At 68.2% G+C, this 26,030-nt stretch carries 30 protein-coding genes and 1 pseudogene; 22 read left to right on the top strand and 9 right to left on the bottom strand.

Annotation, left to right across the window (positions count from 1 at the left end; genetic code table 11):
* Nucleotides 1-1,306, top strand: a pseudogene (locus AC5Y30_RS20720) (HNH endonuclease signature motif containing protein); the annotation flags it as partial.
* 15 nt (nucleotides 1,307-1,321) lie between these two features.
* Here AC5Y30_RS20720 and AC5Y30_RS20715 read toward each other — a convergent pair.
* Nucleotides 1,322-2,644: an adenylate/guanylate cyclase domain-containing protein gene (locus AC5Y30_RS20715; protein ID WP_499920716.1), complete on the bottom strand. Its 1,323-nt coding sequence runs from the start codon at nucleotides 2,642-2,644 to the stop codon at nucleotides 1,322-1,324.
* A gap of 327 nt (nucleotides 2,645-2,971) precedes the next feature.
* On the opposite strand from AC5Y30_RS20715, the gene rplN reads away from it, so the two are divergent.
* The 10 genes from rplN (at nucleotide 2,972) to rplO (ending at nucleotide 7,244) form a co-directional block, all read left to right on the top strand.
* A complete protein-coding gene (rplN, locus tag AC5Y30_RS20710) occupies nucleotides 2,972-3,340 on the top strand; it encodes a 50S ribosomal protein L14 (RefSeq protein WP_003403649.1) in 369 nt (122 codons plus the stop codon).
* Nucleotides 3,341-3,658, top strand: coding sequence for a 50S ribosomal protein L24 (rplX, locus tag AC5Y30_RS20705; RefSeq protein ID WP_066999320.1), 318 nt, complete (start codon nucleotides 3,341-3,343; stop codon nucleotides 3,656-3,658).
* Entirely contained in the window at nucleotides 3,658-4,221 is a 564-nt protein-coding gene (gene rplE / locus AC5Y30_RS20700) for a 50S ribosomal protein L5 (RefSeq protein ID WP_067122532.1), read from the top strand. The genes rplX and rplE overlap by 1 nt, the downstream gene beginning before the upstream one ends.
* 4 nt (nucleotides 4,222-4,225) lie before the next feature.
* Nucleotides 4,226-4,411 (top strand): type Z 30S ribosomal protein S14, encoded by a 186-nt coding sequence (locus AC5Y30_RS20695; protein ID WP_003873499.1) that lies wholly within the window; start codon nucleotides 4,226-4,228, stop codon nucleotides 4,409-4,411.
* Between the two features lie 85 nt (nucleotides 4,412-4,496).
* Nucleotides 4,497-4,895, top strand: a complete 399-nt coding sequence (rpsH, locus tag AC5Y30_RS20690) for a 30S ribosomal protein S8 (RefSeq protein ID WP_406817042.1) — start codon at nucleotides 4,497-4,499, stop codon at nucleotides 4,893-4,895.
* Between the two features lie 23 nt (nucleotides 4,896-4,918).
* Nucleotides 4,919-5,458, top strand: coding sequence for a 50S ribosomal protein L6 (rplF, locus tag AC5Y30_RS20685; protein WP_499920713.1), 540 nt, complete (start codon nucleotides 4,919-4,921; stop codon nucleotides 5,456-5,458).
* Between the two features lie 41 nt (nucleotides 5,459-5,499).
* Entirely contained in the window at nucleotides 5,500-5,868 is a 369-nt protein-coding gene (rplR, locus tag AC5Y30_RS20680) for a 50S ribosomal protein L18 (protein WP_499920786.1), read from the top strand.
* Nucleotides 5,869-5,905: 37 nt separating this feature from the next.
* Nucleotides 5,906-6,589, top strand: coding sequence for a 30S ribosomal protein S5 (gene rpsE, locus AC5Y30_RS20675; protein WP_067346345.1), 684 nt, complete (start codon nucleotides 5,906-5,908; stop codon nucleotides 6,587-6,589).
* Entirely contained in the window at nucleotides 6,586-6,804 is a 219-nt protein-coding gene (gene rpmD / locus AC5Y30_RS20670) for a 50S ribosomal protein L30 (RefSeq protein WP_499920710.1), read from the top strand. Before rpsE ends, rpmD begins: the two co-directional genes overlap by 4 nt.
* Nucleotides 6,801-7,244 (top strand): 50S ribosomal protein L15, encoded by a 444-nt coding sequence (rplO, locus tag AC5Y30_RS20665; protein WP_064950241.1) that lies wholly within the window; start codon nucleotides 6,801-6,803, stop codon nucleotides 7,242-7,244. Before rpmD ends, rplO begins: the two co-directional genes overlap by 4 nt.
* On the opposite strand, the gene AC5Y30_RS20660 is transcribed toward rplO, so the two are convergent.
* On the bottom strand, nucleotides 7,245-8,171 hold the full coding sequence (locus AC5Y30_RS20660) for an LLM class flavin-dependent oxidoreductase (RefSeq protein WP_499920707.1): 927 nt from the start codon (nucleotides 8,169-8,171) through the stop codon (nucleotides 7,245-7,247).
* A gap of 38 nt (nucleotides 8,172-8,209) precedes the next feature.
* On the opposite strand from AC5Y30_RS20660, the gene sppA reads away from it, so the two are divergent.
* Entirely contained in the window at nucleotides 8,210-9,982 is a 1,773-nt protein-coding gene (sppA, locus tag AC5Y30_RS20655) for a signal peptide peptidase SppA (protein ID WP_499920705.1), read from the top strand.
* Here sppA and AC5Y30_RS20650 read toward each other — a convergent pair.
* Genes AC5Y30_RS20650 through AC5Y30_RS20640 form a run of 3 tightly spaced genes read right to left on the bottom strand, consistent with a single transcriptional unit; the run spans nucleotide 9,979 to nucleotide 12,752 of the window.
* A complete protein-coding gene (locus AC5Y30_RS20650; protein ID WP_499920704.1) occupies nucleotides 9,979-10,908 on the bottom strand; it encodes a class I SAM-dependent methyltransferase in 930 nt (309 codons plus the stop codon). The two genes, sppA and AC5Y30_RS20650, sit on opposite strands and share 4 nt — an antisense overlap.
* Nucleotides 10,909-10,918: 10 nt before the next feature.
* Entirely contained in the window at nucleotides 10,919-11,815 is an 897-nt protein-coding gene (locus AC5Y30_RS20645; RefSeq protein ID WP_499920701.1) for a class I SAM-dependent methyltransferase, read from the bottom strand.
* Entirely contained in the window at nucleotides 11,808-12,752 is a 945-nt protein-coding gene (locus tag AC5Y30_RS20640; protein WP_499920699.1) for a class I SAM-dependent methyltransferase, read from the bottom strand. The genes AC5Y30_RS20645 and AC5Y30_RS20640 overlap by 8 nt, the downstream gene beginning before the upstream one ends.
* Before the next feature lie 97 nt (nucleotides 12,753-12,849).
* On the opposite strand from AC5Y30_RS20640, the gene AC5Y30_RS20635 reads away from it, so the two are divergent.
* Together AC5Y30_RS20635 and AC5Y30_RS20630 are read left to right on the top strand one after the other, a co-directional pair.
* The gene (locus AC5Y30_RS20635) at nucleotides 12,850-13,626 is read left to right on the top strand and encodes an SDR family NAD(P)-dependent oxidoreductase (protein WP_499920697.1); all 777 of its coding nucleotides are present in this window, start codon (nucleotides 12,850-12,852) and stop codon (nucleotides 13,624-13,626) included.
* Nucleotides 13,623-14,855 carry a zinc-dependent alcohol dehydrogenase gene (locus AC5Y30_RS20630; protein ID WP_499920693.1) on the top strand — a complete coding sequence of 411 codons (1,233 nt, stop codon included), beginning with the start codon at nucleotides 13,623-13,625 and terminating at the stop codon, nucleotides 14,853-14,855. Before AC5Y30_RS20635 ends, AC5Y30_RS20630 begins: the two co-directional genes overlap by 4 nt.
* On the opposite strand, the gene AC5Y30_RS20625 is transcribed toward AC5Y30_RS20630, so the two are convergent.
* Genes AC5Y30_RS20625 through AC5Y30_RS20615 form a run of 3 tightly spaced genes read right to left on the bottom strand, consistent with a single transcriptional unit; the run spans nucleotide 14,852 to nucleotide 17,539 of the window.
* On the bottom strand, nucleotides 14,852-15,886 hold the full coding sequence (locus AC5Y30_RS20625; RefSeq protein ID WP_499920691.1) for an NAD(P)H-dependent amine dehydrogenase family protein: 1,035 nt from the start codon (nucleotides 15,884-15,886) through the stop codon (nucleotides 14,852-14,854). The two genes, AC5Y30_RS20630 and AC5Y30_RS20625, sit on opposite strands and share 4 nt — an antisense overlap.
* Nucleotides 15,887-15,908: 22 nt before the next feature.
* Nucleotides 15,909-16,562, bottom strand: coding sequence for an L-fuculose-phosphate aldolase (locus AC5Y30_RS20620; protein ID WP_499920689.1), 654 nt, complete (start codon nucleotides 16,560-16,562; stop codon nucleotides 15,909-15,911).
* Entirely contained in the window at nucleotides 16,559-17,539 is a 981-nt protein-coding gene (locus AC5Y30_RS20615; RefSeq protein ID WP_499920687.1) for an NAD(P)-dependent oxidoreductase, read from the bottom strand. The genes AC5Y30_RS20620 and AC5Y30_RS20615 overlap by 4 nt, the downstream gene beginning before the upstream one ends.
* Before the next feature lie 30 nt (nucleotides 17,540-17,569).
* Here AC5Y30_RS20615 and AC5Y30_RS20610 point away from each other — a divergent pair, with 30 nt between their 5' ends.
* Nucleotides 17,570-18,940, top strand: coding sequence for a xylulokinase (locus AC5Y30_RS20610; protein ID WP_499920685.1), 1,371 nt, complete (start codon nucleotides 17,570-17,572; stop codon nucleotides 18,938-18,940).
* A gap of 9 nt (nucleotides 18,941-18,949) precedes the next feature.
* Nucleotides 18,950-19,615, top strand: a complete 666-nt coding sequence (locus AC5Y30_RS20605) for a GNAT family N-acetyltransferase (RefSeq protein WP_499920683.1) — start codon at nucleotides 18,950-18,952, stop codon at nucleotides 19,613-19,615.
* A gap of 4 nt (nucleotides 19,616-19,619) precedes the next feature.
* On the opposite strand, the gene AC5Y30_RS20600 is transcribed toward AC5Y30_RS20605, so the two are convergent.
* Nucleotides 19,620-20,534 carry a class I SAM-dependent methyltransferase gene (locus AC5Y30_RS20600; protein WP_499920681.1) on the bottom strand — a complete coding sequence of 305 codons (915 nt, stop codon included), beginning with the start codon at nucleotides 20,532-20,534 and terminating at the stop codon, nucleotides 19,620-19,622.
* Nucleotides 20,535-20,764: 230 nt separating this feature from the next.
* Here AC5Y30_RS20600 and secY point away from each other — a divergent pair, with 230 nt between their 5' ends.
* The 6 genes from secY to AC5Y30_RS20570 all read left to right on the top strand — a co-directional run bounded on the left by secY (nucleotide 20,765) and on the right by AC5Y30_RS20570 (nucleotide 26,028).
* Complete coding sequence (gene secY / locus AC5Y30_RS20595) at nucleotides 20,765-22,090, top strand: preprotein translocase subunit SecY (protein WP_499920784.1); 1,326 nt, start codon at nucleotides 20,765-20,767, stop codon at nucleotides 22,088-22,090.
* Nucleotides 22,087-22,632, top strand: coding sequence for an adenylate kinase (locus AC5Y30_RS20590; protein ID WP_499920679.1), 546 nt, complete (start codon nucleotides 22,087-22,089; stop codon nucleotides 22,630-22,632). The genes secY and AC5Y30_RS20590 overlap by 4 nt, the downstream gene beginning before the upstream one ends.
* A 2-nt stretch (nucleotides 22,633-22,634) precedes the next feature.
* A complete protein-coding gene (map, locus tag AC5Y30_RS20585; protein ID WP_499920677.1) occupies nucleotides 22,635-23,435 on the top strand; it encodes a type I methionyl aminopeptidase in 801 nt (266 codons plus the stop codon).
* Between the two features lie 88 nt (nucleotides 23,436-23,523).
* On the top strand, nucleotides 23,524-24,042 hold the full coding sequence (locus AC5Y30_RS20580) for a sigma-70 family RNA polymerase sigma factor (RefSeq protein ID WP_499920782.1): 519 nt from the start codon (nucleotides 23,524-23,526) through the stop codon (nucleotides 24,040-24,042).
* A 39-nt stretch (nucleotides 24,043-24,081) separates the two neighbouring features.
* Entirely contained in the window at nucleotides 24,082-24,792 is a 711-nt protein-coding gene (locus AC5Y30_RS20575) for an anti-sigma factor family protein (protein ID WP_499920780.1), read from the top strand.
* A gap of 45 nt (nucleotides 24,793-24,837) precedes the next feature.
* Nucleotides 24,838-26,028 (top strand): flavin-containing monooxygenase, encoded by a 1,191-nt coding sequence (locus tag AC5Y30_RS20570; RefSeq protein WP_499920675.1) that lies wholly within the window; start codon nucleotides 24,838-24,840, stop codon nucleotides 26,026-26,028.
* The last annotated feature ends 2 nt before the right edge of the window (nucleotides 26,029-26,030 follow it).

Raw genomic sequence — 26,030 nt, 5'->3', positions numbered from 1 at the left:
CCTGGGCGGTCGACACCGAGGCGGCGGTGAGCGCGGAAGTGGCCGCGGCGTTGCGGATCAGTCAGGGCCTGGCCGCCAGCCGGTGCGGTATGCCCGCGCGATGCGTGAGCGGTTACCGAAAGTGGGCGCGGTGTTCGCGGCCGGGGATATCGGCTACCTGATGTTTCAAACGATCGTGTTCCGCACTGATTTGATCACCGATTCCGATGTGTTGGCGGCGGTGGACGCCGAGTTGGCGGTCAACGTGGCGCGGTGGCCGTCGATGACCCGGGGCTGGCTGGCCGCGCAGGTGGACAAGGTGGTGGCCAAGGCCGATGCGGATGCGGTGCGGCGCCGCAAGGAACGTGCGGCCGGGCGCGAGGTGTGGGTCGCCGACATGGGGGAGGGGTTGGCGCATCTGGAGGGCACCTTGCTCGGCCCGGATGCGCATGCGCTGGACAAGCGCTTGGATGCGTTGGCGGGCACGGAGTGTGAGCATGATCCGCGTACCCGCGAGCAGCGCCGCGCCGATGCGGTGGGCGCGCTGGCGGCCGGGGCGGATCGGTTGGGTTGTCGGTGCGGGCGATCGGAGTGCGCCGCGAGGAAACGGCCCGCGTCGAGCCCGGTGGTGATCCATGTGATCGCCGAGCGTCCCACGCTAGGTGATGGCCGGGCACCGGCGGTCGAAATGGGTGCTGAGGGGTTGATCGCGCCGGAGTTGATAGCCGAACTGGGCGCCTCGGCCAAGGTGGTGCCGCTGATCCATCCCGGTGATGCCGGCCCGGAGTCTGGTTATGTGCCGTCGAGGGCGTTGGCCGATTTCGTGCGGTGCCGGGATTTGACCTGTCGCTGGCCCGGGTGTGATCGCCCGGCGTCCGAATGCGACCTTGACCATACGATCCCGTACGCCGACGGCGGGCCCACGCACGCCTCGAACCTCAAATGCTTATGCCGCACACATCATTTGGTGAAAACGTTTTGGGGCTGGCGCGACCAGCAGCTGCCCGACGGCACGCTGATCTTGACCTCGCCGGCCGGACATACGTATGTCACCACTCCGGGCAGCGCGCTCCTGTTTCCCAGCCTGTGCCTGGCCACCGGCGCGATACCGGCCCCCGAGGCCGACCCATCCCCCGATTACTGCGCCGACCGCACCGCGATGATGCCCAAACTTCGCACCACCCGCGCGCAAAACCGCGCCCATCGCGTCGCCACCGAACGGCGGCAAAACCACCATGCCCGCCTACCGAAACGCCGAGAACGTGAGGCCGCCTACTTCGGCCCCGCACCTCCGGCCGAAGGGGACGAGGACCCGCCGCCATTCTGATTGGCGCGCAACCTTTTACCCAGAGGCGACGGCGAACAGACGCCACTCGCCGGGCACGCCCTTGAGCTGGTGAGCGCCGCGTTCCTCGAACTCGAGCCCTGAGCCGATCACTAAGTCGCGGAGCGTGCTGGAGACCAGCACGTCGTTCGGCCCGGCCAGGGCGCTGACCCGCGCGCCGATGTGCACGCCGATCCCGCCGATGTCGTCGCCGCGGACCTCGCACTCGCCGGTGTGCAGGCCGGCGCGCACCTGGATGCCCAGCGCCTGCACCGCGTCACGAATTGCCAAGGCGCAGCGGATCGCTCGCTGCGGGCCGTCAAACATCGCGAGGAAGCCGTCACCCGACGTGTTCACCTCGCGGCCCCGGAAGCGGGACAGCTGCGAGCGCACGATCGCGTCGTGTGCGTCGAGCAACGCACGCCAGTCCCGATCACCCATATCGGCCGCGCGCCGCGTCGAATCCACGATGTCGGTGAACAACACCGTGGCGAGCACCCGATCATCGGCCACGGCGGCCTGCTCGCCGGTGAGGAACTCGGCGATCACCTGGAAGCATTCGCGCCACGGTTCGACGAAGTGATACGAGTTGCGTCCAGGCAGCTCAACGTATGTCGCGCCCGATATGCGATCGGCGACGTCCTTCCCTAAAACCGGCAGGGCGATTGGGTCGTCGGCGTGGTGCACGACGAGAGTGGGCACGCGGATTGTCGGAAGCACCGCCCGCACATCCATTTCAGCCAGCAGCGGCTGCATGAGGGCGACGGTCGCTGGGCTCGCCGCCAAGCGTTCGTATCGGGCCCACGCTGCCCGGATCTCCTCATTCCACGGCATATCCGGATTAAGCACATGCTCGAGTTCTCCCGTGCCCCACATGGCGACCACGGCGGCAATGATTTCTTCGGCCGCGGGCGCTTCAGTCGTCAATTCGGCCTGCGGAATGGCGTAGCCCTCAAGCACGACGAGCGCGCTAGTGCGGGACGGATGTGATGCCGCGAACAGCGCCCCCGTCGCGAACGAGCCATCGAAGGTGACGAGGACCGCTTCGCGACTTCCGAGCTCGTCCAATACGGCGGTGATGCTGTCGGCCCACTGCTCCAAAGTCGGAAGGGCTCCCGGCGTGACCGGATCAGACGCTCCCGTGCCCGGCTGGTCCAAAAAGATCAGTCGCCCGAGCGACGTCATGGCCTCGACCCATCCTTGAACGGACGGTAGCTCCGGAAGAAGCTCGCAGCACGTGAACCAGTTCGGGACGACCACGATGTCTCGAGAACCTTCACGCGACGCGCGGTAGGCGACGCGCAGGTCCCCATTCATCGCATACCGCGTCTCGGAGAACATTGCGGAAGTCTAGTTCTCAGTAGGCGGCTCAGCAGGCGTTTCCGCAGTTCAAGAGCGTGCAGCGGAAGGATTCCTCGGCGATTTGAAGCCTTCAGTAGCCGAAGACGCTCCGCGTCTCGCTCGTCTTCGCGCAGAATTTGGCTCTGAGCTGGTCGTCCCCTAGACTCTAGGGGTTGCCTTGGGCAGACCTCGGCCGGTGCGAATCGGCCCCGCGTGCCCTTCGGTGACAAAGACCGCGCACGTCAGGTTTTTGGTGGGTCATGCCCGCCGAATGCTCACCCAGGTGGGTTCTCCTGCCGTGCACACGCAACCAGGTCAGGAGATCGAGTGATTCAGCAGGAATCGCGGCTGAAGGTCGCCGACAACACCGGCGCCAAGGAGATCTTGTGCATCCGTGTGCTCGGCGGTTCGTCGCGACGCTACGCCGGCATCGGTGATGTCATCGTCGCCACCGTCAAGGACGCCATTCCCGGTGGCAACGTCAAGCGTGGCGATGTCGTCAAGGCCGTCGTGGTGCGCACGGTCAAGGAGCGCCGTCGTCCCGACGGCAGCTACATCAAGTTCGACGAGAACGCCGCGGTGATCATCAAGCCCGACAACGACCCGCGCGGGACGCGCATCTTCGGGCCGGTGGGCCGCGAACTGCGCGAGAAGCGGTTCATGAAGATCATCTCGCTTGCCCCGGAGGTTTTGTAAATGAAGGTCCGTAAAGGCGACACCGTCCTGGTCATCGCCGGCAAGGACAAGGGCGCCAAAGGCAAGGTGTTGCAGGCTTACCCGGAACGCGACCGAGTGCTGGTCGAGGGCGTCAACCGGATCAAGAAGCACACCGCGATTTCGACCAACCAGCGCGGAGCGCAGTCGGGCGGCATCGTCACCCAGGAAGCCCCCATCCACGTCTCCAACGTGATGGTCGTCGACTCGGACGGTAAGCCCGCCCGCGTCGGTTACCGGGTCGACGAGGAGACCGGCAAGCGGGTTCGTATCTCCAAGCGCAACGGCAAGGACATCTGATGAGCACTGCAGAGAAAGTTCAGCCGCGCCTGAAAGAGCGCTACCGCAGCGAGATTCGTGATTCGCTGCAGCAGCAGTTCGGCTACGCCAACGTCATGCAGATCCCGACGGTGACCAAGGTCGTCGTAAACATGGGTGTCGGCGATGCGGCGCGGGACGCGAAGTTGATCAACGGCGCGGTCAGCGACCTGAGTCTGATCACCGGGCAACGCCCCGAGATCCGTCGCGCGCGCAAGTCCATCGCGCAGTTCAAGCTGCGCGAGGGCATGCCGATCGGTGCGCGGGTCACCCTGCGCGGGGACCGGATGTGGGAGTTCCTCGACCGGCTCACCTCGATCGCGCTGCCCCGTATCCGCGACTTCCGCGGGCTGTCGCCCAAGCAGTTCGACGGCGTCGGCAACTACACCTTCGGGCTCGCCGAGCAGTCGGTGTTCCACGAGATCGACGTGGACAAGATCGACCGGGTCCGCGGCATGGACATCAACGTCGTCACCTCGGCGACGAATGACGACGAAGGGCGAGCGCTGTTGCGGGCTCTCGGCTTTCCGTTCAAGGAGAACTGAGTAGATGGCAAAGAAGGCACTGGTCAACAAGGCCGCGCGCAAGCCGAAGTTCGCGGTGCGCGGCTACACCCGTTGCAACAAGTGCGGCCGCCCGCGCGCGGTCTTCCGCAAGTTCGGCCTGTGCCGGATCTGCCTGCGCGAGATGGCGCACGCGGGCGAACTGCCCGGCGTGCAGAAGAGCAGCTGGTAACAGCCCTAACCCCCAAGACCAACCCAGAAAAGGTGCGCGACAGGCCCGGACCGGGAACCATCGCGAGGAAGGTACCAACGCTGTCATGACGATGACGGACCCGATCGCAGACTTCTTGACACGTCTGCGCAACGCCAATTCGGCGTATCACGACGAGGTGACGCTGCCGCACTCGAAGCTCAAGGCGAACATCGCCCAGATCCTCAAGAGCGAGGGCTACATCACCGATTACCGGACCGAGGATGCTCGAGTCGGCAAGTCGCTGGTTGTACAGCTCAAGTACGGGCCGAGCCGGGAGCGCAGCATCGCCGGCCTGCGCCGCGTGTCCAAACCCGGTTTGCGGGTGTACGCGAAATCCACCAATCTGCCGCGCGTGCTCGGTGGCCTGGGTGTGGCGATCATCTCCACTTCCTCGGGCCTGCTGACCGACCGCCAGGCAGCCCGACAGGGCGTGGGCGGCGAAGTCCTCGCGTACGTCTGGTAAGGGCGGGGAGGTAACGAAACACTATGTCTCGCATTGGTAAGCAGCCGGTTCCGGTTCCGTCCGGAGTCGACGTGACGATCGATGGTCAGAAGGTTTCGGTGAAGGGGCCCAAGGGTGTCCTGGATCTGACGGTGGCCGAGCCGATCACCGTGTCGCGCAACGACGATGGCGCGATCGTGGTCACCCGTCCGAACGACGAGCGGCGCAACCGCTCGCTGCACGGACTGTCGCGCACCCTGGTGTCCAACCTGGTCACCGGCGTGACCGAGGGATACACCACCAAGATGGAGATCTTCGGCGTGGGTTACCGCGTGCAGCTCAAGGGCTCCAACCTCGAGTTCGCGCTGGGCTACAGCCACCCCGTGGTGATCGAGGCTCCGGACGGCATCACGTTCGCCGTGCAGTCGCCGACGAAGTTCTCCATCACCGGGATCGACAAGCAGAAGGTCGGCCAGATCTCGGCGAACATCCGCCGTCTGCGCCGCCCCGACCCGTACAAGGGCAAGGGTGTGCGCTACGAGGGTGAGCAGATCCGCCGCAAGGTCGGAAAGACAGGTAAGTGATCATGGCGCAAACAAAAGCTGACACCGCCGCGCGAAAGCCGGTGGGGCAGAGCGTTTCCGCGACCCGGCGCGTCTCTCGGCTGCGCAGGCACGCGCGGCTGCGCAAGAAGCTCGCAGGTACCCCGCAGCGGCCGCGGCTGGTGATCAACCGGTCCTCGCGACACATTCACGTGCAACTGGTCAACGACGAGAACGGGACCACGGTCGCCGCCGCGTCGTCGATCGAGGACGACGTGCGCAGCCTGCAGGGGGACAAGAAAGCCCGCAGCGTGCGGGTGGGCCAGCTGATCGCCGAGCGCGCGAAGGCCGCCGGCATCGACAGCGTGGTCTTCGACCGTGGCGGATACACCTACGGCGGACGGATCGCGGCACTGGCCGATGCCGCACGCGAGAACGGATTGCAATTCTGATGGACAACAGCTTGAACACGACTGGAAGGACCGCATAATGGCGGAGCAGCCGACCGGCGGACAGGGCGCCGGCGACAGCCGTGACTCGCGCGGTGACCGCGACAGCCGCGGTCGCCGTGGCGACGGCGGTCGTGGCGGCCGCGACCGCGACGGCGACAAGAGCAACTATCTGGAGCGGGTTGTCGCGATCAACCGTGTCTCCAAGGTGGTCAAGGGTGGTCGACGTTTCAGCTTCACCGCATTGGTGATCGTCGGCGACGGCCACGGCATGGTCGGTGTCGGCTACGGCAAGGCCAAGGAGGTGCCCGCGGCCATCGCCAAGGGCGTCGAGGAGGCCCGCAAGGGCTTCTTCCGGGTGCCGCTGATCCGCGGGACCATCACCCACCCGGTGCAGGGTGAGGCCGCCGCCGGCGTGGTGCTGCTGCGCCCGGCCAGCCCGGGTACCGGTGTGATCGCCGGTGGCGCGGCGCGCGCGGTGCTGGAATGCGCCGGCGTGCACGACATCCTGGCGAAGTCGCTGGGTAGTGACAACGCGATCAACGTGGTGCACGCGACCGTCGCCGCGCTGAAGCTGCTGCAGCGTCCCGAGGAGGTGGCCGCTCGGCGCGGCCTGCCCATCGAGGACGTTGCGCCGGCCGGAATGCTCAAGGCGCGCCGCGAAAGCGACGCGATGGCCAGTGCGGCCGCACGAGAGGCCCAGACTTCGGGGGCACAACCATGAGCAGTCAACTGAAGATCACCCAGGTGCGCAGCACCATCGGGGCCCGCTGGAAGCAGCGCGAGTCCCTGCGCACCCTGGGTCTGCGGCGGATTCGCCACTCGGTGATCCGCGAGGACAACGCGCAGACCCGCGGCCTGATCGCGGTGGTCAGCCACCTCGTCGAGGTGGAGCCGGCCGAGGCGAAGGCCACGGGCACCGGAGGTAGCAAGAAATGACGATCAAGCTGCACGATCTCAAGCCCGCGCGCGGTTCGAAGACCGCCCGCACCCGGGTCGGTCGCGGTGAGGGTTCCAAGGGCAAGACCGCCGGTCGCGGTACCAAGGGCACCAAGGCACGCAAGAACGTGCCGGCGACCTTCGAGGGTGGCCAGATGCCGATCCACATGCGGCTGCCCAAGCTCAAGGGCTTCCGCAACCGGTTTCGCACCGAGTACGAGATCGTCAACGTCGGCGACCTCAATCGGCTTTTCCCGCAAGGTGGTTCGATCGGTGTGGACGAGTTGGTGGCCAAGGGCGCGGTTCGCCGCAACTCCCTGGTCAAGGTTCTCGGCGACGGCAAGCTGACGGTCAAGGTCGAGGTGACGGCGCACAAGTTCAGCGGCAGTGCGCGCGAGAAGATCACCGCCGCAGGCGGTTCGGCGACCGAGCTGTCCTAGCTAGCTCAGCTGCGGAATCACTTCCGCGGCAAGGCGTTCCATCTGCTCGCGGTTCTCTCCCGTGTCTTTGCCCACGGGATTGAGCAGCACCATTTGCGCCCCGGCGTCGATGACCTCACGCAACCCGCGCACCACGTCATCGGGTGTGCCGGAAACCGGTACGTCCTGCACGCCGGGCATGCGTCCGTAGATGCGGTCCAGCCCGTCGAGTACTCGCTCCCGCGCCCGCGCGGCGGCGTCGTCGACCATCAGGTAGACCCGTTTGCCGATGGTGAAATTCGCGGGATCCTTCTGTTGCTCGTCGAGCTCGCGGCGCACCACGGTCACCGCCCCGGCGAACGCCTCGGTGGTCGACGAGCCGGCGCCCAGGAACGAGTCGCCGTGGCGCACCGCGCGGGCAAGGGCTTTCGGGGCGAGGCCGCCGAACCAGATCGGCGGGTGGGGCCGCTGTACCGGCTTGGGCTGGATGGGCAGGTCGTCGACGTCGCGGAAGCGACCGTGAAACGTCACCCGCGGCTCGTCGGACCACGCCGCCTTCATCAGCTCCAGGCCCTCGGTGAAATACGAGATGAAGGTGTCCTTCTCGACGCCGAAGGCGGCGAATTTCCGCCTGCCGCCGCCGGGTGCGACACCAAGGTCGAGCCGGCCGTGGCTCAGTCGGTCGACCGCGGTCGCCGCCGACGCCAACTGCAGCGGGTCGTGCAACGAGGTCACCATCACCGCGACGCCCAACCGCAGCCGCTCGGTGCAGGCCGCGCAGTACGCCAGCAGCTCCAGGGGCGCCAGTAGCGGTGCGGGCCCGACGATCTGCTCGAGCAGCCAGCCGCCCTCGAATCCGAGCTCTTCGGCGCGCGCGAGAAAGGCGCGCAGTCCCGCTCCGTCGAAGCCGTCGTAGTCGAACTGCGGGATCGCGATGGCAAAGCTCACCCGACCACCGTACGGCCGTGCATCGGTAGTCTGCAGGCATGTTTGCTTTCCTGCCTTCGATCCCCGGCGTCGATGAGGTTCGGGCCCTCGCCGGACGGGTCGATACCGCCCGCCATCATGGCGTGCCCAACGGCTGCGTGCTCGAACTGGACCTGCGCGCGATGCCGCCGGAGGCGTCGGGCTTTGATCCCCTGGCCCTCATCAGCGGGGGGAGCAGGCCGACGGCGCTGCGCGACATGGTGGCCGCCATCCACCGGGCGGCCGAGGACCCGCGGGTCGCCGGGCTGATCGCCCGTGTGCAACTCACGGCGTCGCCGGCGGCCGCGGTGCAGGAGCTGCGCGAGGCGGTCGTCGCCTTCACCGCCGCCAAGCCGTCACTGGCCTGGGCCGAGACCTACCCGGGCACGCTGTCGTACTACCTTGCTTCGGCCTTCGGTGAGGTCTGGATGCAGCCGGCCGGAAGCGTCGGACTGATCGGCTTCGCGAGCAATGCCACCTTTCTGCGCGACGCGTTCGACAAGGCAGGGATCGAACCCCAATTCGTCGCGCGCGGCGAATACAAGTCGGCGGTAAACCGTTACACCGAGCACACATTCACCGAGGCCCACCGCGAGGCCGTCACGCGGATGTTGCGCAGCGTGCAAGAGCAGGTGTGGGAAGCGGTCGCGAAATCACGCAAGCTCGACGCCGCCACGCTCGACGCGCTGGCCGATCGTGCCCCGCTGTTACGCGAGCAGGCCGTGGCCTCAGGCCTGGTCGACCGGATCGGCTTCCGGGACGAAGCCTTCGAGCGCATTGCGGAACTGGTTGGGGCGGAGGATGTTTCCGATACGACACCACCACGGCTGTACGTGTCGCGCTACGCGGGTGCGGCCCGGTCACGGCTGACCCCGCCGGTGCCGTCGGTTCCCGGGCGCCGCGCCAAGCCGACGGTGGCGGTCATCAACGTCGACGGCGAGATCGTCGATGGTCGTGGTGGACCCCAGTTCCTGCCGTTCGCCAGCCCCGCTGTCGGCGGCGACACCATCGCCGCGGCGCTGCGGGAAGCCGCCGCCGACGAATCGGTGTCCGCGATCGTGCTGCGGGTGAACAGTCCCGGGGGCTCGGTCACCGCATCGGAAACCCTGTGGCGCGAAGTGAAAAGGGCCCGCAAGCGGGGCAAGCCGGTGGTGGCGTCGATGGGTGCTGTCGCCGCATCCGGCGGCTACTACATCGCGGTGGCCGCCGACGCGATCGTGGCCAGCCCCGCAACCATCACCGGTTCGATCGGCGTGTTCACCGGCAAGCTGGTGCTTCGCGATCTGCTGGAGCGGTTGGGCGTCGGGCTGGAAACCGTGCGCACCAACGCCAATGCCGACGCCTGGTCGATCGAATCGCCGTTCACCCCGGAACAGCGCGCCCACCGCGAGGCCGAAGCCGACTTGGTGTACGCGGACTTCCTGGAGCGCGTCGCCGACGGTCGCAACCTGACCACCGAGGCCGTCGAACGCGTCGCCCGTGGCCGGGTGTGGACCGGCGCGGACGCGCACGAGCGGGGCCTGGTCGACGAACTGGGCGGCTTCCGCACGGCGCTGCGCCGGGCGAAAATCCTTGCCGGACTGGACGAGGACACCGACGTGCGCATCGTGACCTACCCGGGTGGATCGCTGTTGGACATGCTGCGGCCGCGGGCCTCCTCGCAGCCGGCCGCGGCGTCGCTGCCCGACGCGCTCGGCGCGGTGCTGGGCCGCACCATCGGCGGCATCCTGGACAACGTCGAAAGGTCCTACAGCGGGGCCAGCGCGCTCTGGCTGGGACCCGGGCGACTCTAGTCCGACGTCGGCGGCCCGGTCAGCTTCGCGGTGATGAAGACGATCTCGCCGAGGGGATCGTCGTTCTCCGGCGCGGGCACCTCGATGCCGCTGCGCCCAAAGAGTTCCGTGCGGGTCACGCCCTGCGCCTGCCATCCGATGCCGGACAGGTAGTCGACGACGTGGTTGCGATCGCCGGCGTAGACGAGCGACGCCATGTCGATGTCGACACCGTGCTCCCGGAACGACCCGGACATCTCGCGCACCCGTTCCGCGTCGAAATCCACAATGCCCGGCACGAATTCGGTGGCGATGGTGCTGCCGGGTGCGCTGAGCGCGGTGATGTTGTCGAACAGCCGATCCTGGGCCTCCGGTGGCAGATAGATCAGCAGTCCCTCGGCCAGCCAGGCCGTCGGCGCCGCCGTGTCGAATCCCGCCGCCTTCAGCGCGGCCGGCCAGTCCGCGCGCAGATCGATGGGGATGGTGCGCCGCGATGCCGTCGGCTCGGCACCCACATCGGCCAGGGTGGCGCTCTTGAACTCGATCACCCGCGGCTGGTCGATCTCGTAGACCACCGTGCCGGCCGGCCAGGGCAACCGGTAGGCGCGCGAGTCCAGGCCGGAGGCCAGGATCACCACCTGGCGCACTCCGCCACGCGTGGAATCGACGAAGTAATCGTCAAAGTACTTGGTGCGCACGGCCATTCCGTCGACCATCGATTGGAGACGCACCGGCGAGGCATTCTCGATGGCATCCACATCGAGTTCGCCGTCCATCATCTTGGTGAAGAACTCCACTCCGACCGCGCGCACCAGCGGCTCGGCGAACGGATCGTTGATCAAACCGCGGGGATCCTTGGTCGCCATCGCGCGCCCGGCGGCGACCATGGTCGCGGTCGCGCCGACGCTGGACGCCAGATCCCACTCATCGTCGTGAGTGCGTGACATAGGTGGAACCCTACTTGAGAGTCGCGGCGACGTAGCTCAGGTCGCCGAAGGCGGCGACCAGTTCTTCGGGGAATTCGAAGCCGTTGCGCGCGTACAGTTCCCTGACGGCGTGGGCCCTCACATCCCACCCGTGCTCGGTCAGGTAGTCGACGACGACGCTGCGATCGCCCCGGTAGAACAGGTCACCCGCATCGAGGCCGAACCCGGCACGCCGCCACCGCTCGGTGATGCGCTGCAGGCGCTCGTCGGTGAAGGAATTGGGGTCCGGCACGTGTTCGGTGGCCAGCCGGCTGCCCGGCGCGCTGAGCGCGGTGATGTTGTCGAACAGCCGGTCCTGGGCGTCGGGCGGCAGGTAGGGCAGCAGCCCTTCGGCGCTCCACGCGGTCGGCTGGGAAACATCGAATCCCCCCTCGCGCAGGGCGGTTGGCCAGTCGTCGCGCAAGTCGATGCCGATGGTGCGGCGCTCGGCGGTCGGGGTGGCACCGAGGCCGGCCAGCGTATTGGTCTTGAACGCGATGACCTGCGGTTGGTCGATCTCGTAAACCACCGTGCCCGCGGGCCACGACAAGCGGTAGGCCCTGGTATCCAGGCCGGAAGCGAGGATCACCGCTTGGCGGACACCGGAGTTGGCGAAGAAATCGTCGAAAAACCTGGTGCGCACCGTGATCTGCTCGGCCCTGGTCTTGCGGTTCATCAGCGGGTCGTCGCCGAAATCGACCTCACCGTCGATGATCCGGATGAAGGGGTCCAACCCGACGGCGCGGACCAGAGGATCGGCCAGTTGATCGTCAAGCAGCGGGTTGGGTCCCTGCGACGCCACGGCGCGGGATGCGGCGACCATCGTGGCCGTCGCTCCCACGCTGGACGCCAGGTCCCAGCTGTCGCCCTCGGCGCGTCCCTCACTCATAGATCCCCCAGGTGTACAGCATCTCGCCCATGCGCATGTCGTCGTCGGTGAGCGGGTCAAGTCCATTGGCCGCGAACAGTTCTGCGATGCTGGCGCTGTTCAGCCGCCACCCGCGATCGGCCAGGTATCCAGCCGCCTCGTTGCGGTCGCCGAAGTAGACCAGGCCCGCCATGTCCAGCTCGAACCCGTGCGCACGCCAGCGCTCGGAGATCGTCTGCATGCGCTCCTTCACCTTGTCCTCGTCGCCGGGCTCAGGGTTGGGGGCGCTTTCGGTGGCCAGCCGGCTGCCCGGCGCGCTGAGCTCGGTGATGGTGTCCAGCAGGCGGTCCTGCGCCTCGGGCGGCAGGTAGCCCAGCAGTCCCTCGGCGCTCCAGGCGGTGGGCTGGGACGGGTCGAAGCCGGCGTTGCGCAGCGCGGTGGGCCAGTCGTCGCGCAGATCGACGGCCACCACCCGGCGCTCGGCGGTGGGGACGGCCCCAAGATCGGCAAGGGAGCGGGTCTTGAATTCGATGACCTGCGGTTGGTCCACCTCGTAGACCACCGTTCCGGCCGGCCACGCCAACCGGTAGGGGCGGGCGTCCAGGCCGGAGGCCAGGATCACCGCCTGCTTGATACCCGCGTTGGTCGCGGCCAGGAAGAACTCGTCGAAGAACTTGGTGCGGACCGCCATGTTGTCGGCCATCCGCGACATCGCCCCGGCGGACCCCGCGGCGCCGTCGTGCACGTCGTTCAGCTCGGCGGGATCGAGCTCGCCGCTGGCCAGCCGCGAGAGCAGGTCCACGCCGACCAGCTTGACCAGCGGCTCGGCGAACGGGTCGTCGATCAGTGGGCGCTCGGCGCGGGTGGCCATCGCGCGGGCCGCCGCGACCATCGTCGCGGTCGCCCCGACGCTGGAGGCCAGGTCCCAGGTGTCGCCTTCGTACCTGGTGGAAGTCATGTTTGTGCCCCTATCGGAGATAGTCAATCTAATATTTAGCCGATATAACAAGCTTCCCCCACTGTACGCTTCCCGCGTTTAGCGGCAACCTTTACTGATGACGTACGCGGCGGCTGGCAAGCGGGTGCTCATCACGGGTGCCTCGTCGGGATTGGGGGCGGCCCTGGCGCGGCAGCTGGCCGCCCGCGGCGCGGTGGTGGGGCTGATAGCGCGCCGGCGGGACCGGCTGGGCGAGGTACTGGCCGACTGCCGGCACACCTCACCCGGATCGGCGATGTTCGTGGCCGACCTGGCCGACGCGTCGGCGCTGGGTGACCTGGCGCTGCGGGCCTGGGATGCGCTCGGCGGCATCGACGTGCTGATCAACAACGCCGCGATGCCCAAGCGGCGCAGCGTCGTCGAACTGGACCCGGACGAGGCCGAAGACGTCATGCGGGTCAACTTCTTCGCCCCGATGCGCCTGACGCTGGCGCTGTTGCCGCGGATGCTGACACGCGGATCCGGCATGATCGTCAACGTGTCCAGCGTCGGCGGCCGGCTCGGTATAATCCACGAAGCCGCTTACTGTGCAAGCAAATTCGCGCTCTGCGGCTGGAGCGAGTCGATGGCCGTCGACCTGCACGGCACACCGATCAGTGTGAAGCTGATCGAGCCGGGCCCGGTCGACACCGAGATATGGGACCACCCGGGCAGCGAGGAACCGCTCTACCAGGGACCCAAGGTGGCCGCGGACGTGGTGGCCAACGGCATCATCGAGGCCCTGGGCAGTGAGCGCTTCGAGCACTACGTGCCCGACATGAAGGCCGTCGTCGACGCCAAGAACGCCGACCTGGATGCGTTCATCGCCGGGGCGGCGGGGATGGCGTCCCGGTGAAGGCCCTCGTCTACGGCGTGCCGCCGGAGCCTTTCGAGGTCCCCGACGACGCCAACGCGTTGACCCGGAACCTGGCGCAAACCCCGACCGCCCTGCGCGATCTGCCGGATCCGGAACTGCCGCATGAGGACTGGGTGATCACCCGGCCGCGGCTGACCGGGATCTGCGGGTCGGACTCCAAGCAGATCCTGATGGACTTCGGCGAGGGCGACACCGACAACGCCATGGCGGCGTTCTGTTCGTTCCCGCAAGTCATGGGCCACGAGGTGGTCGCCGACGTGGTGGCGCTCGGCCCCAGGGCCCGAGGGCTGCAGGTCGGCGAGCGAGTAGTGCTCAACCCGTGGCTGTCCTGCGGGCCGCGCGGCATCCAACCGCCCTGTCCCGCATGCGAAGCCGGTGATTACACCCTGTGCTGGAGTTTCGCCGACGGCGACATCAAGCCGGGCATTCACACCGGGGTCTCGGCCGACGTGACGGGTGGCTACGCCGAACTGATGCCCGCGCACGACAGCATGCTGTTCGCCGTGCCGGAGTCGATGCCCGACGAGATGGCCGTGTTCGCCGACCCGTTCTCGGTGTCGCTGCACGCGATCACCCGCCACCCGCCGCCCCGCTCCGGCGCCGCGCTGGTGTACCGCGCCGGCTCGCTGGGGTTGTGTGCGGTCGCGATCCTGCGGGCGCTGTATCCCGACGTGGCCGTCGCGGTGGTGGCGCGCTTCGCCGCGCAGGCCGAGCTGGCTCGCCGGTTCGGTGCCGCGAAAGTCCTTGCGCACGAACCGCGCCTGGCCGTCATCGAGGAATTGGTCGCGTGGGGCGGTGGCCGGCTGCGCCAGCCGTTGCAGGGATTGCCGATGGCTCACCCCGGCGCGGTCGACGTCGTGTACGACACCGTCGGCAAGCCCGAGACTTTCGAAGTCGGCGTGCGGGTCCTGCGATCGCGGGGGACATTGGTGAAGGCCGGTGTTCACGCCCCCGGCCGCTGGGAGGACAGCCCGCTCTACTTCAAGGAGATCTCGTACGTCGGCTCGAACGCGTTCGGCATCGAAGAGGTGGACGGGCAGCGCAAGCACGCCATCGCCCATTACCTCGACCTGGCCGCCGCCGGGCGGATGGACCTGCGTCCCATGCTCACCCACACCTTCGGGCTGGCGCAATGGCGGGACGCCTTCTCGGCGATCGCGAACCAGGGGGACAGCGGCGCGGTGAAGGTGGGGATCGACCAGCGCTAGGCAAGTGCCCCTTGGGATCCGGTGATCGGCAGGTCGATCGGGGTGATGACACCCGGCGGCGCGTCACAAACGAACGGTATGGCGTTGACCGCCGCGACGGCGGTGCTGTCCATCAACACGGTCATCACGTCCTCACCGGGTCTGCCGAACCGGATGGTCGCGTCGATGAGTGGTTCACCGTCGATCACCACACTGAATCCCTTGGGGTCGGTCCATTTCGGGTCGAGCGCGTCGTCGCTCATGGTCCAGCAGATGGCCAACTCGACCACCGGGCGGCCGCCACGATAGCCGCGATAGGTGCGCCGCTGGCCCCCGGCGGTGCCGGCGGCATAGTTTACCCAGCCTAGATTCAAATCCCTTGTCACCACGGCGGGTTCGACGAATGCCTGCTTGGCGTCGAGCTCGGTGCCCAACATGGCGGCGATCATGTCCAGCGTCTCGAAGTAGCCGAGACCGTATCGCTGCGTCTCCGGGTCGAGGTAAGTCACCCGCTCACGGGGTGGTTTGCCGAATCCGAGCACCTTCCACACGGCCTCTACGGGATAGGTTGTGCAGTCCAATGTTTCGACGAGCTTGACGCTGCGGACGCGTCGGCAGGCACCGGTGAGGAACCCGGCGACGACGTTGATGAAGCCCGGCTCGAATCCCGTGCCCAAAAAGGTCGCCCGCCCCTGCTGCGCCGCCTCCTCGAGAGCCGGCAGTTCGGCCGGGTGATGGGTGCCGGTCAGGAAATCTCCCGTCGTGACGACGTTGATGCCGCAGCGCAGCATCCTGATCACCAGCTCGTAGTCGATGACGCGGGGCATGTAGTTCACACAGTCCGGCCGAAGCCCGATCAACGCGTCGGCGTCCGCTGTTGCCTGCACACCGATGGGGGTTCGGTCGGCCAACACACCCACATCGCGGCCCACCTTGTCCGAACCGAACGCGTGAACGCCCACCACGTCGAAGTCGCCGCGGTCCAGCAGGACGCCGAGCGCTCGACTGCCGATGTTGCCGGTCGACCACTGGACTACGCGATATGGCGCCATGACTCACACCGTAAGGTTCGCGTCACGTGTTGGCGCGCAGATAGCCGTACACCGATGCGAAGTTACGGTTGACGTCCTCGGGAATGGGCACCGGGCCGCCGAGTGCGCGTGCGCCCCAGACGATTTGGGCGGTCCGCTCGACCAGGGCGGTGATGTGCAGGACCTTGTCCGGCCGCGGTCCCACCGCCACCAGGCCGTGATTGGCGATCAGCGCGGCGCCGCGTCCCTCGAGCGCCTTCACGGCGTTGGTGCCGACGTCCGGCGTGCCCGATGCGGCATAGTCGGCGCACCGGACGTCGCCGCCGCAGTACACCGCGAACTCGTCGATGCACGCCGGGATCGCTTCGTGGGCGATGGCGAACATGGTCGCCCACACCGGATGGCTGTGGATGACGCTGCCGATGTCGTCGAAGGCCCGGTAGCAGGCCAGGTGCAGCTGCATCTCCGACGACGGTGAGCGGCCCTCGGCCGCCTGCAGCACCGAGCCGTCCGCGTCGATCAGCACCAGATCGTCGAGCTGCATGTCGCGGTAGTCCACCGACGACGGGGTGATGACGACGTTGCCGTCGGCGCGCCGGGCCGAGATGTTTCCCGCGGTCCCCTCCACCAGGCCGCGGCGCAGCATGTCCTTGGCGGCGTCCAGCACCGCGGCTTCCGGGTTGTCGACGTACTTCATGGCCCCAGCACCTCCGGGTTGACGATGTGAACGGGCGCCTTGCCGGCCAGCAGCGCCTCCAGGTCGTCGGCCACCATCTGCGCCTGCCGCGCCTCGGTGTCGAAGGTGGCGCCCCCGATGTGCGGCGTCAGCACCACGTTGGGCATCGCCACCAGCGGGTGATCGACCGGCAGCCATTCGCCGGCGAAGTGGTCGAGCCCCGCGGCGCCCACCTTGCCCGCGGCCAGGGCGTCCACCAGGGCATCGGTGTCGTGCAGCTGGGCGCGCGCCGTGTTGAGGAAGACCACGCCGTCGCGCATGGCGGCGAACTCCCGCGCGCCGATCATGCCTGCGGTGTCGTCGGTGACCGGGGCGTGCAGCGAGACCACGTCGGCCTCGCTCAGCAGCTCGTCGAGGCTGTGCCGGGCGTCGGGGTTGTAGGGGTCGTGCGCGATGACCCGCAGGCCCAATCCGGACAACCGCCATTGCGTCGCCCGGCCGACGGCGCCCAGGCCCACCAGGCCCGCGGTGAGGCCGGCGATCTCGGCGGCGCGAAACCGCTGATACGGGATGCTGCCGTCCCGAAAGATGTTGCCGCTGCGGACATCCGCGTCCGCGCTCAGCACGTGACGGGTGGCGGCCAGCAGCAGGGCCACTGTCATCTCGGCGACGGCATCGGCGTTGCGGGCCGGGGTGTTGAGCACCGGGATACCGGCCGCGGTGGCGCCCGCGATGTCGACGTTGTTGGGGTCGCCGCGGGTGGACGCGATCGCCCGCACGCCGAGGCCGAACACCGGGCCGCGCACCGAATCGCCTTCCACCACCACGATTTCGGCGGATTCGGCGGTGATTCGCTCGGCCAGCTGCTCGGGGCTGTAGATGCGCAGCGGGGTCTGCTCGATCCAGGGGTCGTACACGACGTCGGCCAGCTCACGCAGTTTGGCGAAGCCCGCCCCCCGCAGCGGGGCGGTCACCAAGGCGCGCGGTTTAGACGTCACGAGTGCCAATGCTGGCGTACGGTGACGCCCGTGTCACGCAAAGACGTCACAATCGGCATCGACGTCGGCAGCACCGCGGTCAAGGCGATAGCCGCCGACGCCGACGGCAACGTGACGGGCCGCGTGCGCATCCCGCATGAGCTGCGGGTGCCGGCGCCCGACCAGCTCGAGCACGACGCCGAGGCGGCGTGGCGCCGTGGGCCGTCGGCGGCCCTGGGCGAGCTGATCCACCAGCCCGGCATCGCGGCGGCGGCCGTCTCCGCGATGGTGCCGTCGATGACCGCCGTCGACGACAGCGGCACGCCCATCACCCCGGGGCTTCTCTACGGCGACGGCCGGGGCCGCGCGCCCGGCGGCCCGGAACAACAAGCGCAGCCGCTGCCCGCGCTCGGCGAGGCCGCGGAGTTCCTGCGCTGGACGGCCGCCCACGCACCGGGCGCGGCCGGCTACTGGCCCGCGCCGGCGGTGGCCAACCACGCGCTGGCGGGCCAGCCGGTGATCGACATCGCCACCGCCGCCACCGCGTTCCCCCTGTTCGACGGGACCGGCTGGAATGCCGAGGCCTGCGCCGAGCGCGGCGCGGCCGTCGAACAGATGCCCCGAGTGGAGAGCATGGGAGCCGTCGTCGGGCAGGTGCGCGGCACCGACGCCGCGTTGGCCACCGGCGCCATCGACGCGCTGTGCGAGCAGATCGTCGCCGGCGCCGACCACGACGGCGACGTACTGGTGATGTGCGGCACCACGCTGATCGTGTGGACCACCATCTCGCAGGCGCGGCAGATGCCCGGCCTGTGGACCATTCCGCACACCACGCCCGGCAAGAGCCAGATCGGCGGTGCCAGCAACGCGGGCGGGCTGTTCCTGGGCTGGGTGGATCGCGTTGTGGCAGCGGCGGATCCGACCGATGTCGAACCAGGGCGCGTTCCGGTGTGGGCGCCCTACCTGCGCGGTGAGCGCACGCCGTTTCACGATCGGGACCGCCGGGGCGTGCTCGAGGCCCTGGATCTCACCCACGACGCCGCCGCGCTGCGGCGCGCCGCCTACGAGGCGTCCGGCTTCGTGGTCCGCAGCCTCATCGAACTCGGCGGCGCCCCGGTGTCGCGCATCGTGGCCACCGGCGGCGGCACACGAGTGGGGCCGTGGCTGCAGGCGATCGCCGACGCCACCGGGCGGCCGGTCGAGGTCTCCGGGGTGGCGGAAGGGGCGGCGCTGGGAGCGGCATTTCTGGCGCGGATGGCGGTTGGGCTGGAGACGACCATCGCCGATGCCGCCCGATGGGCCCGCATCGATCGCATCGTCGAGCCAGATCCCGCCTGGGCGAGCGCGGTCGAGGATCGCTATCAGCGCTTCGGGGAGCTGGGGAGCCGCAGATGTAGCGCGGTGACACCACCGGCGTTCTAGGCTGGTGCAATGACCGACCAGGACCGCAAAGCCGCCCGCCGCGAAATCGCGGACGCACTGTTGAAAGCCCTTGAGCGACGGCACGAAATCGCCGACGTCGTCGTGGAATCGGAGAACAAGGCGGCCGCGGTGGAGGCGATCGTCCGCCTGCTCGACACCTCCCACGTCGCCGCCGAAGCGGTGATGGGCATGTCGTTCGATCAGCTCACCGTCGACTCGCGCCGCAAGATCCTCGCCGAGCTCGAAGACCTGAACAAGCAGCTGAGCTTCACCCTGGGCGAGCGTCCGGCGAGCCTGGGCGAGACGCTCGAGCTGCGGCCCTTCTCCGCCGCGGCCGACCGCGACATCTTCGCCGTGCGCACCGAGGACATCGGCTTCGCCGGCGACGGCTCCGGTGGACCCGCCGGCAACGTGGACGACGAGATCAAGGCCGCGCTGGCACGCGTCGCCGACGAAGAGGCCGCGTGGTTCGTGGCCATCGACTCCGGCGAGAAGGTCGGCATGGTGTTCGGCGAGCTGGTCCGCGGCGAGGTCGACGTCCGGATCTGGATCCACCCCGATCATCGCAAGCGGGGCTACGGCACCGCCGCGCTGCGCAAGTCGCGCTCGGAGATGGCGTGGTGTTTCCCCGCGGTGCCCATGGTCGTGCGCGCACCGGCGGCCAACCCCCGCTGAGCTTTCAGCGCAGGGTGGCGGTGACGGAGACGATGTTGCGGAACTGCGCCGTCGCCTCGTCGTCGTGGAATTCCAGGCCGTAGTCGCCGAACAGCTCGCGGCGCGGGCGGGCGGCCACCTCCCAGCCCTTGCCGGTCAGGTAGTCGACGACGTTGCTGCGCTCGCCGTCGAAGAACAGGCCCGACAGGTCGATGTCGCAGCCGACTTTGGCCCACCTGTCGTTGAATTCCTGGGCGCGCTGCGACATCGTCGTGCCCGCGGCGGCGGGGTGGTACTCGGTGGCCAGCACGCTGCCGGGGGCGCTGAGCTCGGTGATGTTGTCGAAGAGCCGGTCCTGGGCCTCGGGCGGCAGGTACATCAGGAGGCCTTCGGCGCTCCACGAGCTCGGTTGCGTCGCGTCAAAACCGCTGGCGCGCAGCGCGGCCGGCCAGTCGTCGCGCAGGTCGACGCCGACAGTGCGCCGCTCGGCGGCCGGCGTGGCGGCCAGGCTGGACATGGTGGCGCTCTTGAACTCGATGACGGCCGGCTGGTCGACCTCGTAGACCACGCAGCCGGGCGGCCAGCTCAGCCGGTAGGCGCGGGCGTCGAGGCCGGCCGCCAGGATCACGGCCTGGCGGACCCCGTCGCGGGCGGCGCCCGTGAAGAAGTCGTCGAAGAAGCGGGTGCGCACCGCGATGGAGTCGGTCTCCAGCCCCAGATCCTTGCCCCTACCCTCGTAGCCCTCGGACCCGGCGACCTCACCGTCGACCAGGCGCCGGAAGAAATCCAGACCGACGGCGCGCACCAGGGGCGCGGCGAACGGGTCGTTGATGATCGGGTTGCCGGCCTCGCTGGCCAGTGCGCGGGCCGCGGCGACCATCGTGGCCGTGGCACCGACGCTCGAGGCCAGGTCCCAGCTGTCCTGGTCAGTGCGTGTCATGCTGCTCCCAAGTTATTTAGCAAATGCAACGAGTCACGACGAACTCTACGCCTCACGGCTTACGGCTGCGGGGTATCGAAAGGCCGACGCAAAGGCCCTGACCAGACCTTGGCGTACCAGCTGTTAGTCTCGTACACGGTTTGACGCGCTTTAGATAAGGCGGCCGTACGTCCTGGCCTGCGGGTGTTGGGCGCGTGATGCAGGAAACCCCGGCTGCGCAGGAGGAAGAGTTGCTTTCCGCTTTCATCTCATCGCTGCGGACAGTCGACCTGAGACGGAAGATCCTCTTCACGCTTGGCATCGTCGTCTTGTATCGGGTCGGCGCCGCGCTACCGTCCCCTGGCGTCAACTTTCCTAACGTCCAGCAGTGCATCAAAGAGGCCAGCGGCGGCGCGGCCGGACAGATCTATTCGCTGATCAACCTGTTCTCCGGTGGTGCGCTGCTCAAACTCACCGTGTTCGCGGTGGGGGTGATGCCCTATATCACCGCCAGCATCATCGTGCAGCTGCTCACGGTGGTCATCCCGCGGTTCGAGGAGCTGCGCAAGGAAGGCCAATCCGGCCAGGCCAAGATGACGCAGTACACCCGGTATCTGGCCATCGCGCTGGCCATCCTGCAGGCCACCAGCATCGTGGCCCTGGCGGCCAACGGTGGGCTGCTGCAGGGCTGCTCGCTCGACATCATCGCCGACCAGAGCATCTTCACGCTGGTCGTCATCGTGCTGGTGATGACCAGCGGGGCGGCGCTGGTGATGTGGATGGGTGAGCTGATCACCGAGCGCGGCATCGGCAACGGCATGTCCCTGCTGATCTTCGTGGGCATCGCGGCGCGCATCCCCGCCGAAGGCAAGCAGATCCTGGACAGCCGCGGCGGGATGATCTTCGGCGCGGTCCTGATCGCCGCGCTGGTCATCATCGTCGGCGTGGTGTTCGTCGAGCAGGGCCAGCGCCGGATCCCCGTCCAGTACGCCAAGCGCATGGTCGGGCGCCGCATGTACGGCGGAACGTCGACGTATCTGCCGCTCAAGGTCAACCAGGCCGGTGTTATCCCGGTGATCTTCGCGTCCTCGCTGATCTACATCCCGCACCTGATCACCCAGCTGATCCGCAGCGGCGCCGGAGGCGTGGGCAACAGCTGGTGGGACAAGTTCGTCGGCACCTACCTGTCCGACCCGAGCGACCCGGTGTACATCGCCATCTACTTCGGCCTGATCATCTTCTTCACGTACTTCTACGTCTCGATCACCTTCAACCCCGACGAGCGCGCCGACGAGATGAAGAAGTTCGGCGGCTTCATTCCCGGCATCCGGCCGGGCAAGCCGACGGCCGATTACCTGCGTTTCGTGCTGAGCCGCATCACCCTGCCGGGCTCGATCTACCTCGGCGCAATTTCGGTGCTGCCCAACTTGTTCCTGCAGATCGGCAATAGCGGAGCGGTGCAGAATCTGCCGTTCGGCGGTACCGCGGTGTTGATCATGATTGGCGTGGGCTTGGATACGGTCAAGCAGATCGAGAGCCAGCTCATGCAGCGCAACTATGAAGGGTTCCTCAAGTGAGAGTCGTTTTGCTGGGACCGCCGGGGGCGGGCAAGGGGACGCAGGCCCAGAAGCTCGCGGAGAAGCTGGGGATCCCGCAAATCTCCACCGGGGAGCTGTTCCGTAGCAACATCGAGAACGGCACCAAGCTCGGCCTGGAGGCCAAGCGCTACCTCGATGCCGGCGACCTGGTGCCCTCCGAATTGACCAACCAGCTCGTCGACGACCGGCTGAACGAATCGGACGCGGCCAACGGTTTCATCCTGGACGGGTACCCACGCTCGATCGAGCAGGCCAAGGCGCTGCACGACATGCTGGGACGCCGGGGCACCGACATCGACGCCGTGCTGGAATTCCGGGTCTCCGAAGACGAGTTGCTGCAACGGCTGAAGGGCCGCGGGCGCGCCGACGACACCGACGACGTCATCCTGAACCGGATGAAGATCTACCGCGCCGAGACCGCGCCGCTGCTGGATTACTACAGCGACGAACTCAAGACGGTCGACGCCATCGGCACCATGGACGAAGTGTTCGCCCGCGCGCTGCAGGCGCTGGGCAAGTAGGGATGAACCCGCTGGCGCGGCTGCGGGGTCGCAAGGTGGTGCCGCAGCGCAGTGCCGGCGAACTCGACGCGATGGCCGCGGCCGGCGCGGTGGTGGCGGCGGCCTTGCGGGCGGTCCACGCGGCCGCGGCGTCCGGGGTGTCGACGCTGAGCCTGGACCAGATCGCCGAATCCGTGATCCGGGACGCCGGCGCGGTGCCGTCGTTCCTGGGCTATCACGGGTACCCCGCGTCGATCTGCGCGTCGGTGAACGAGCGCGTGGTGCACGGGATTCCCTCGGCCGCCGAGATTTTGGCGCCCGGTGACCTGGTGTCGATCGATTGCGGGGCGGTGCTCGACGGCTGGCACGGCGACGCCGCGATCACCTTCGGAGTGGGGACGCTGGATGCGGCCGACGAAGCCTTGTCGCAGGCGACCAGGGAATCGCTGGAGGCGGGGATCGCGGCCATGGTGCCCGGTAACCGGTTGACCGACGTCTCGCACGCCATCGAGATGGGCACCCGCGACGCCGAGGCCCGCCATGCGCGGTCGTTCGGGATCGTCGAGGGCTACGGCGGCCACGGCATCGGCCGCCAGATGCACATGGACCCGTTTTTGCCCAACGAGGGCTCGCCGGGACGCGGCCCCCTGCTGGCCGCCGGATCGGTGCTGGCCATCGAACCGATGCTGACGCTGGGAACCGGCAAGACCGTGGTGCTCGATGACCAGTGGACGGTCACCACCACCGACGGGTCGCGGGCGGCCCACTGGGAGCACACCGTGGCGGTCACCGACGCCGGGCCACGCATCCTGACCTCGGCTTAGTCGCCGACTAGCCTTGAACTAAACGCCCACTCGCCTCGTTTCCCCGGCAGGAGGTGATCGAGTGGCTCGGGTTCCTGGCAGTCGCGGAGTGACCGGCCCCGCCGAAGCCGCTCTGATGAAGGCGCTTTACGACGAGCACGCCGCGGTGCTGTGGCGGTATGCGCTGCGGCTGACGGGGGACGCGAGCCAGTCCGAGGATGTGGTTCAGGAAACGCTGCTGCGGGCGTGGCAACACCCCGAGGTCATCGGCGACACCGAGCGCTCGGCGCGGGCGTGGTTGTTCACCGTGGCCCGCAACATGATCATCGACGACCGGCGCAGCGCGCGTTTCCGCAACGTCGTCGGCTCCACAGACGTCGAGGGCGCGCCCGAACAGTCCACGCCGGACGAGGTCAATGCGGCGCTGGACCGGTTGCTGATAGCGGACGCGATCGCCCAATTGTCCGCCGAGCACCGCGCGGTGATCGAACGGTCCTACTACCGCGGTTGGACCACCACACAGACTGCTGCAGACCTAGGAATCGCAGAGGGGACGGTGAAGTCGCGACTACACTATGCCGTGCGGGCGTTGCGGCTCACTCTGCAAGAACTTGGGGTCACCCGATGAGGGGCTCCGAATGCGCGAGGGGTGAGAGAGATGGATGAAATGAGGACGCCGGTGCGCGATATCGGCCCTCCCGAAGATCGTTATGCGATGTGGGACGCCGCATACGTGTTGGGCTCGTTGTCGGCCGCGCAACGGCGCGAATTCGAGACGCACCTGACCCACTGCCCGGCCTGCCGGTCCGCGGTCGCCGATCTCAGCGGGGTGCCGGCGCTGCTGTCACAGCTCGACCGTGACGAGGTGGCCGCCATCGACCAGTCCGGTCCGGCCCCGCAGATGTCTGAGGAATTGCTGCCGTCCCTGCTGGCGACGGTTCGTTGGCGGCGCCGCCGCGCCCGGGTGGTGACCTGGGTGGCGTCGACGGCCGCGGCCGCGGTGCTGGCCATCGCGGTGTTCGTCGGCCTGCACGGGTGGTCGTCGGCCCCGTCGCAGCAGATGACCGCGTCGGCGGAGCCGATGGCGCAGGTGGGCACCAGCCTGCTGACGTCGACGGTGGCCGTCAGCGGCCAGCACTGGGGGACGTCGATCAACCTGCGCTGCGTGTGCCTGGCTCCGCTGACCGCGCACCATGACACCCTCGCGATGGTCGTGTTGGGCCGCGACGGCAGCCAGACCCGGCTGGCGACATGGGTGGCCGTGCCCGGGCACACGGCGACCCCGGCGGGTGCGATCTCGACTCCGGTCGACCAGATCGCCGCCGTGCAGGTGGTTGCCGCCGACACCGGACAGGTCCTGTTGCAGCGCTCTCTGTAAACACCGCGCGGTGAACCCAACGGCCTCGCCTGTCGTTACACCGGCATGCCAAGGACCCACCTCGCGGCCGGGCTTCGGGACAGCGTCGATGCCGTTGTCATCGGAGCCGGGCCCGCGGGCCTGGCCGTCGCGCGGCAACTCCACCATCGGCACGGTGTCACAGCGCTCGTGCTCGACCGGGCGGCGGCCCCGGCGATCTCCTGGCGCACGCGTTATGACGACTTCCGCCTCAACACGACGGGGTTCTTGTCTCACCTACCAGGACAACGTATCCCGTTGAGTGCCGGCCGTTGGCCTACCAAGGAGGACATGGTCCGCTACTTCGATCGCTACGTCGTGCGGCAGCAGATCCCGCTCTTGCTCGGGTGCGAAGTCCACTCGCTCGACCGCTGCGGGGGAGTGTGGCGGCTGGACACATCGACGGGCGAAATCAAAAGCCGGACAGTCGTTCTCGCAACCGGAAACTATGGCGCGCCGGTCGCCCCTCGCTGGCCGGGGCTGGAAAGCTTCGAAGGCGAGATCGTTCACTCCGCGGACTTCGTCAACGCGTGGCCGTATCGCGGCCGAGACGTGCTCGTCGTCGGGGCGGGTAACTCCGCCGCCGACATCGCCGTGCAGTTGGCCGACGACGGCGCCCGCCGGATCTGGCTGGCGGTGCGCACCCCGCCGCACCTGGTGCGGCGGGCCATCGGCGGGTTCCCGTCGGACATCTTCCTCGAACTGTCCGCACGGGTCCCCGCCCGCATGGTCGATCCGCTGATCGCCCGCGCGACCCGCCTGATGTGGGGCGACCTGTCCCGCTACGGTTTTCGGCGGCCGGCGGTCGGACTCAAAGCGACCGTCGAGACCCGCGGACGCATTCCCACGCTGGCCGACGGGCTGGTCGACGCGGTGCGAGCGCGCCGCGTCGAAGTCGTCGGCGCGGTCACCAGGCTGCAATCCGGCTCCGTCATCCTCGCCGACGGCACGTCGGTGGCACCCGAGGTGATCATCACCGCAACCGGGTTCGAGGCGAACCTGCGCGGTGTGGTCGGCCACCTCGGCGTCCTCGACGAGCACGGCAACCCGCGCGGCGGCTTCGCCTGCCACGTCGGCGAGGGACTCTTCGCGATCGGATACGGGATTCCGCCGAACGGCCCGCTGCGGGCGATCCGGCTGGCCGCCACGCCGCTGGCCGCCAAGGTCGCGGGTTACCTCAAAAGGTCGCAGAACAGCGACCAACTGGCGACGGTGTAAGG

This window comes from Mycobacterium sp. NGS27 (assembly GCF_059813005.1).
The sequence above is the reverse complement of the archived record's forward strand: the minus strand, read 5'-3'. Positions and strand labels throughout refer to the sequence as shown.

Bases quoted from the DNA above. Each gene is read 5' to 3' on its own strand.
- AC5Y30_RS20715 (WP_499920716.1), bottom strand. From the start codon at position 2,644: ATGTTCTCCGAGACGCGGTATGCGATGAATGGGGACCTGCGCGTCGCC.
- rplX (WP_066999320.1), top strand. From the start codon at position 3,341: ATGAAGGTCCGTAAAGGCGACACCGTCCTGGTCATCGCCGGCAAGGAC.
- rplE (WP_067122532.1), top strand. From the start codon at position 3,658: ATGAGCACTGCAGAGAAAGTTCAGCCGCGCCTGAAAGAGCGCTACCGC.
- AC5Y30_RS20695 (WP_003873499.1), top strand. From the start codon at position 4,226: ATGGCAAAGAAGGCACTGGTCAACAAGGCCGCGCGCAAGCCGAAGTTC.
- rpsH (WP_406817042.1), top strand. From the start codon at position 4,497: ATGACGATGACGGACCCGATCGCAGACTTCTTGACACGTCTGCGCAAC.
- rplF (WP_499920713.1), top strand. From the start codon at position 4,919: ATGTCTCGCATTGGTAAGCAGCCGGTTCCGGTTCCGTCCGGAGTCGAC.
- rpsE (WP_067346345.1), top strand. From the start codon at position 5,906: ATGGCGGAGCAGCCGACCGGCGGACAGGGCGCCGGCGACAGCCGTGAC.
- rpmD (WP_499920710.1), top strand. From the start codon at position 6,586: ATGAGCAGTCAACTGAAGATCACCCAGGTGCGCAGCACCATCGGGGCC.
- rplO (WP_064950241.1), top strand. From the start codon at position 6,801: ATGACGATCAAGCTGCACGATCTCAAGCCCGCGCGCGGTTCGAAGACC.
- sppA (WP_499920705.1), top strand. From the start codon at position 8,210: ATGTTTGCTTTCCTGCCTTCGATCCCCGGCGTCGATGAGGTTCGGGCC.
- AC5Y30_RS20650 (WP_499920704.1), bottom strand. From the start codon at position 10,908: ATGTCACGCACTCACGACGATGAGTGGGATCTGGCGTCCAGCGTCGGC.
- AC5Y30_RS20645 (WP_499920701.1), bottom strand. From the start codon at position 11,815: ATGAGTGAGGGACGCGCCGAGGGCGACAGCTGGGACCTGGCGTCCAGC.
- AC5Y30_RS20640 (WP_499920699.1), bottom strand. From the start codon at position 12,752: ATGACTTCCACCAGGTACGAAGGCGACACCTGGGACCTGGCCTCCAGC.
- AC5Y30_RS20635 (WP_499920697.1), top strand. From the start codon at position 12,850: ATGACGTACGCGGCGGCTGGCAAGCGGGTGCTCATCACGGGTGCCTCG.
- AC5Y30_RS20625 (WP_499920691.1), bottom strand. From the start codon at position 15,886: ATGGCGCCATATCGCGTAGTCCAGTGGTCGACCGGCAACATCGGCAGT.
- AC5Y30_RS20620 (WP_499920689.1), bottom strand. From the start codon at position 16,562: ATGAAGTACGTCGACAACCCGGAAGCCGCGGTGCTGGACGCCGCCAAG.
- AC5Y30_RS20605 (WP_499920683.1), top strand. From the start codon at position 18,950: ATGACCGACCAGGACCGCAAAGCCGCCCGCCGCGAAATCGCGGACGCA.
- AC5Y30_RS20600 (WP_499920681.1), bottom strand. From the start codon at position 20,534: ATGACACGCACTGACCAGGACAGCTGGGACCTGGCCTCGAGCGTCGGT.
- map (WP_499920677.1), top strand. From the start codon at position 22,635: ATGAACCCGCTGGCGCGGCTGCGGGGTCGCAAGGTGGTGCCGCAGCGC.
- AC5Y30_RS20575 (WP_499920780.1), top strand. From the start codon at position 24,082: ATGAGGACGCCGGTGCGCGATATCGGCCCTCCCGAAGATCGTTATGCG.
- AC5Y30_RS20570 (WP_499920675.1), top strand. From the start codon at position 24,838: ATGCCAAGGACCCACCTCGCGGCCGGGCTTCGGGACAGCGTCGATGCC.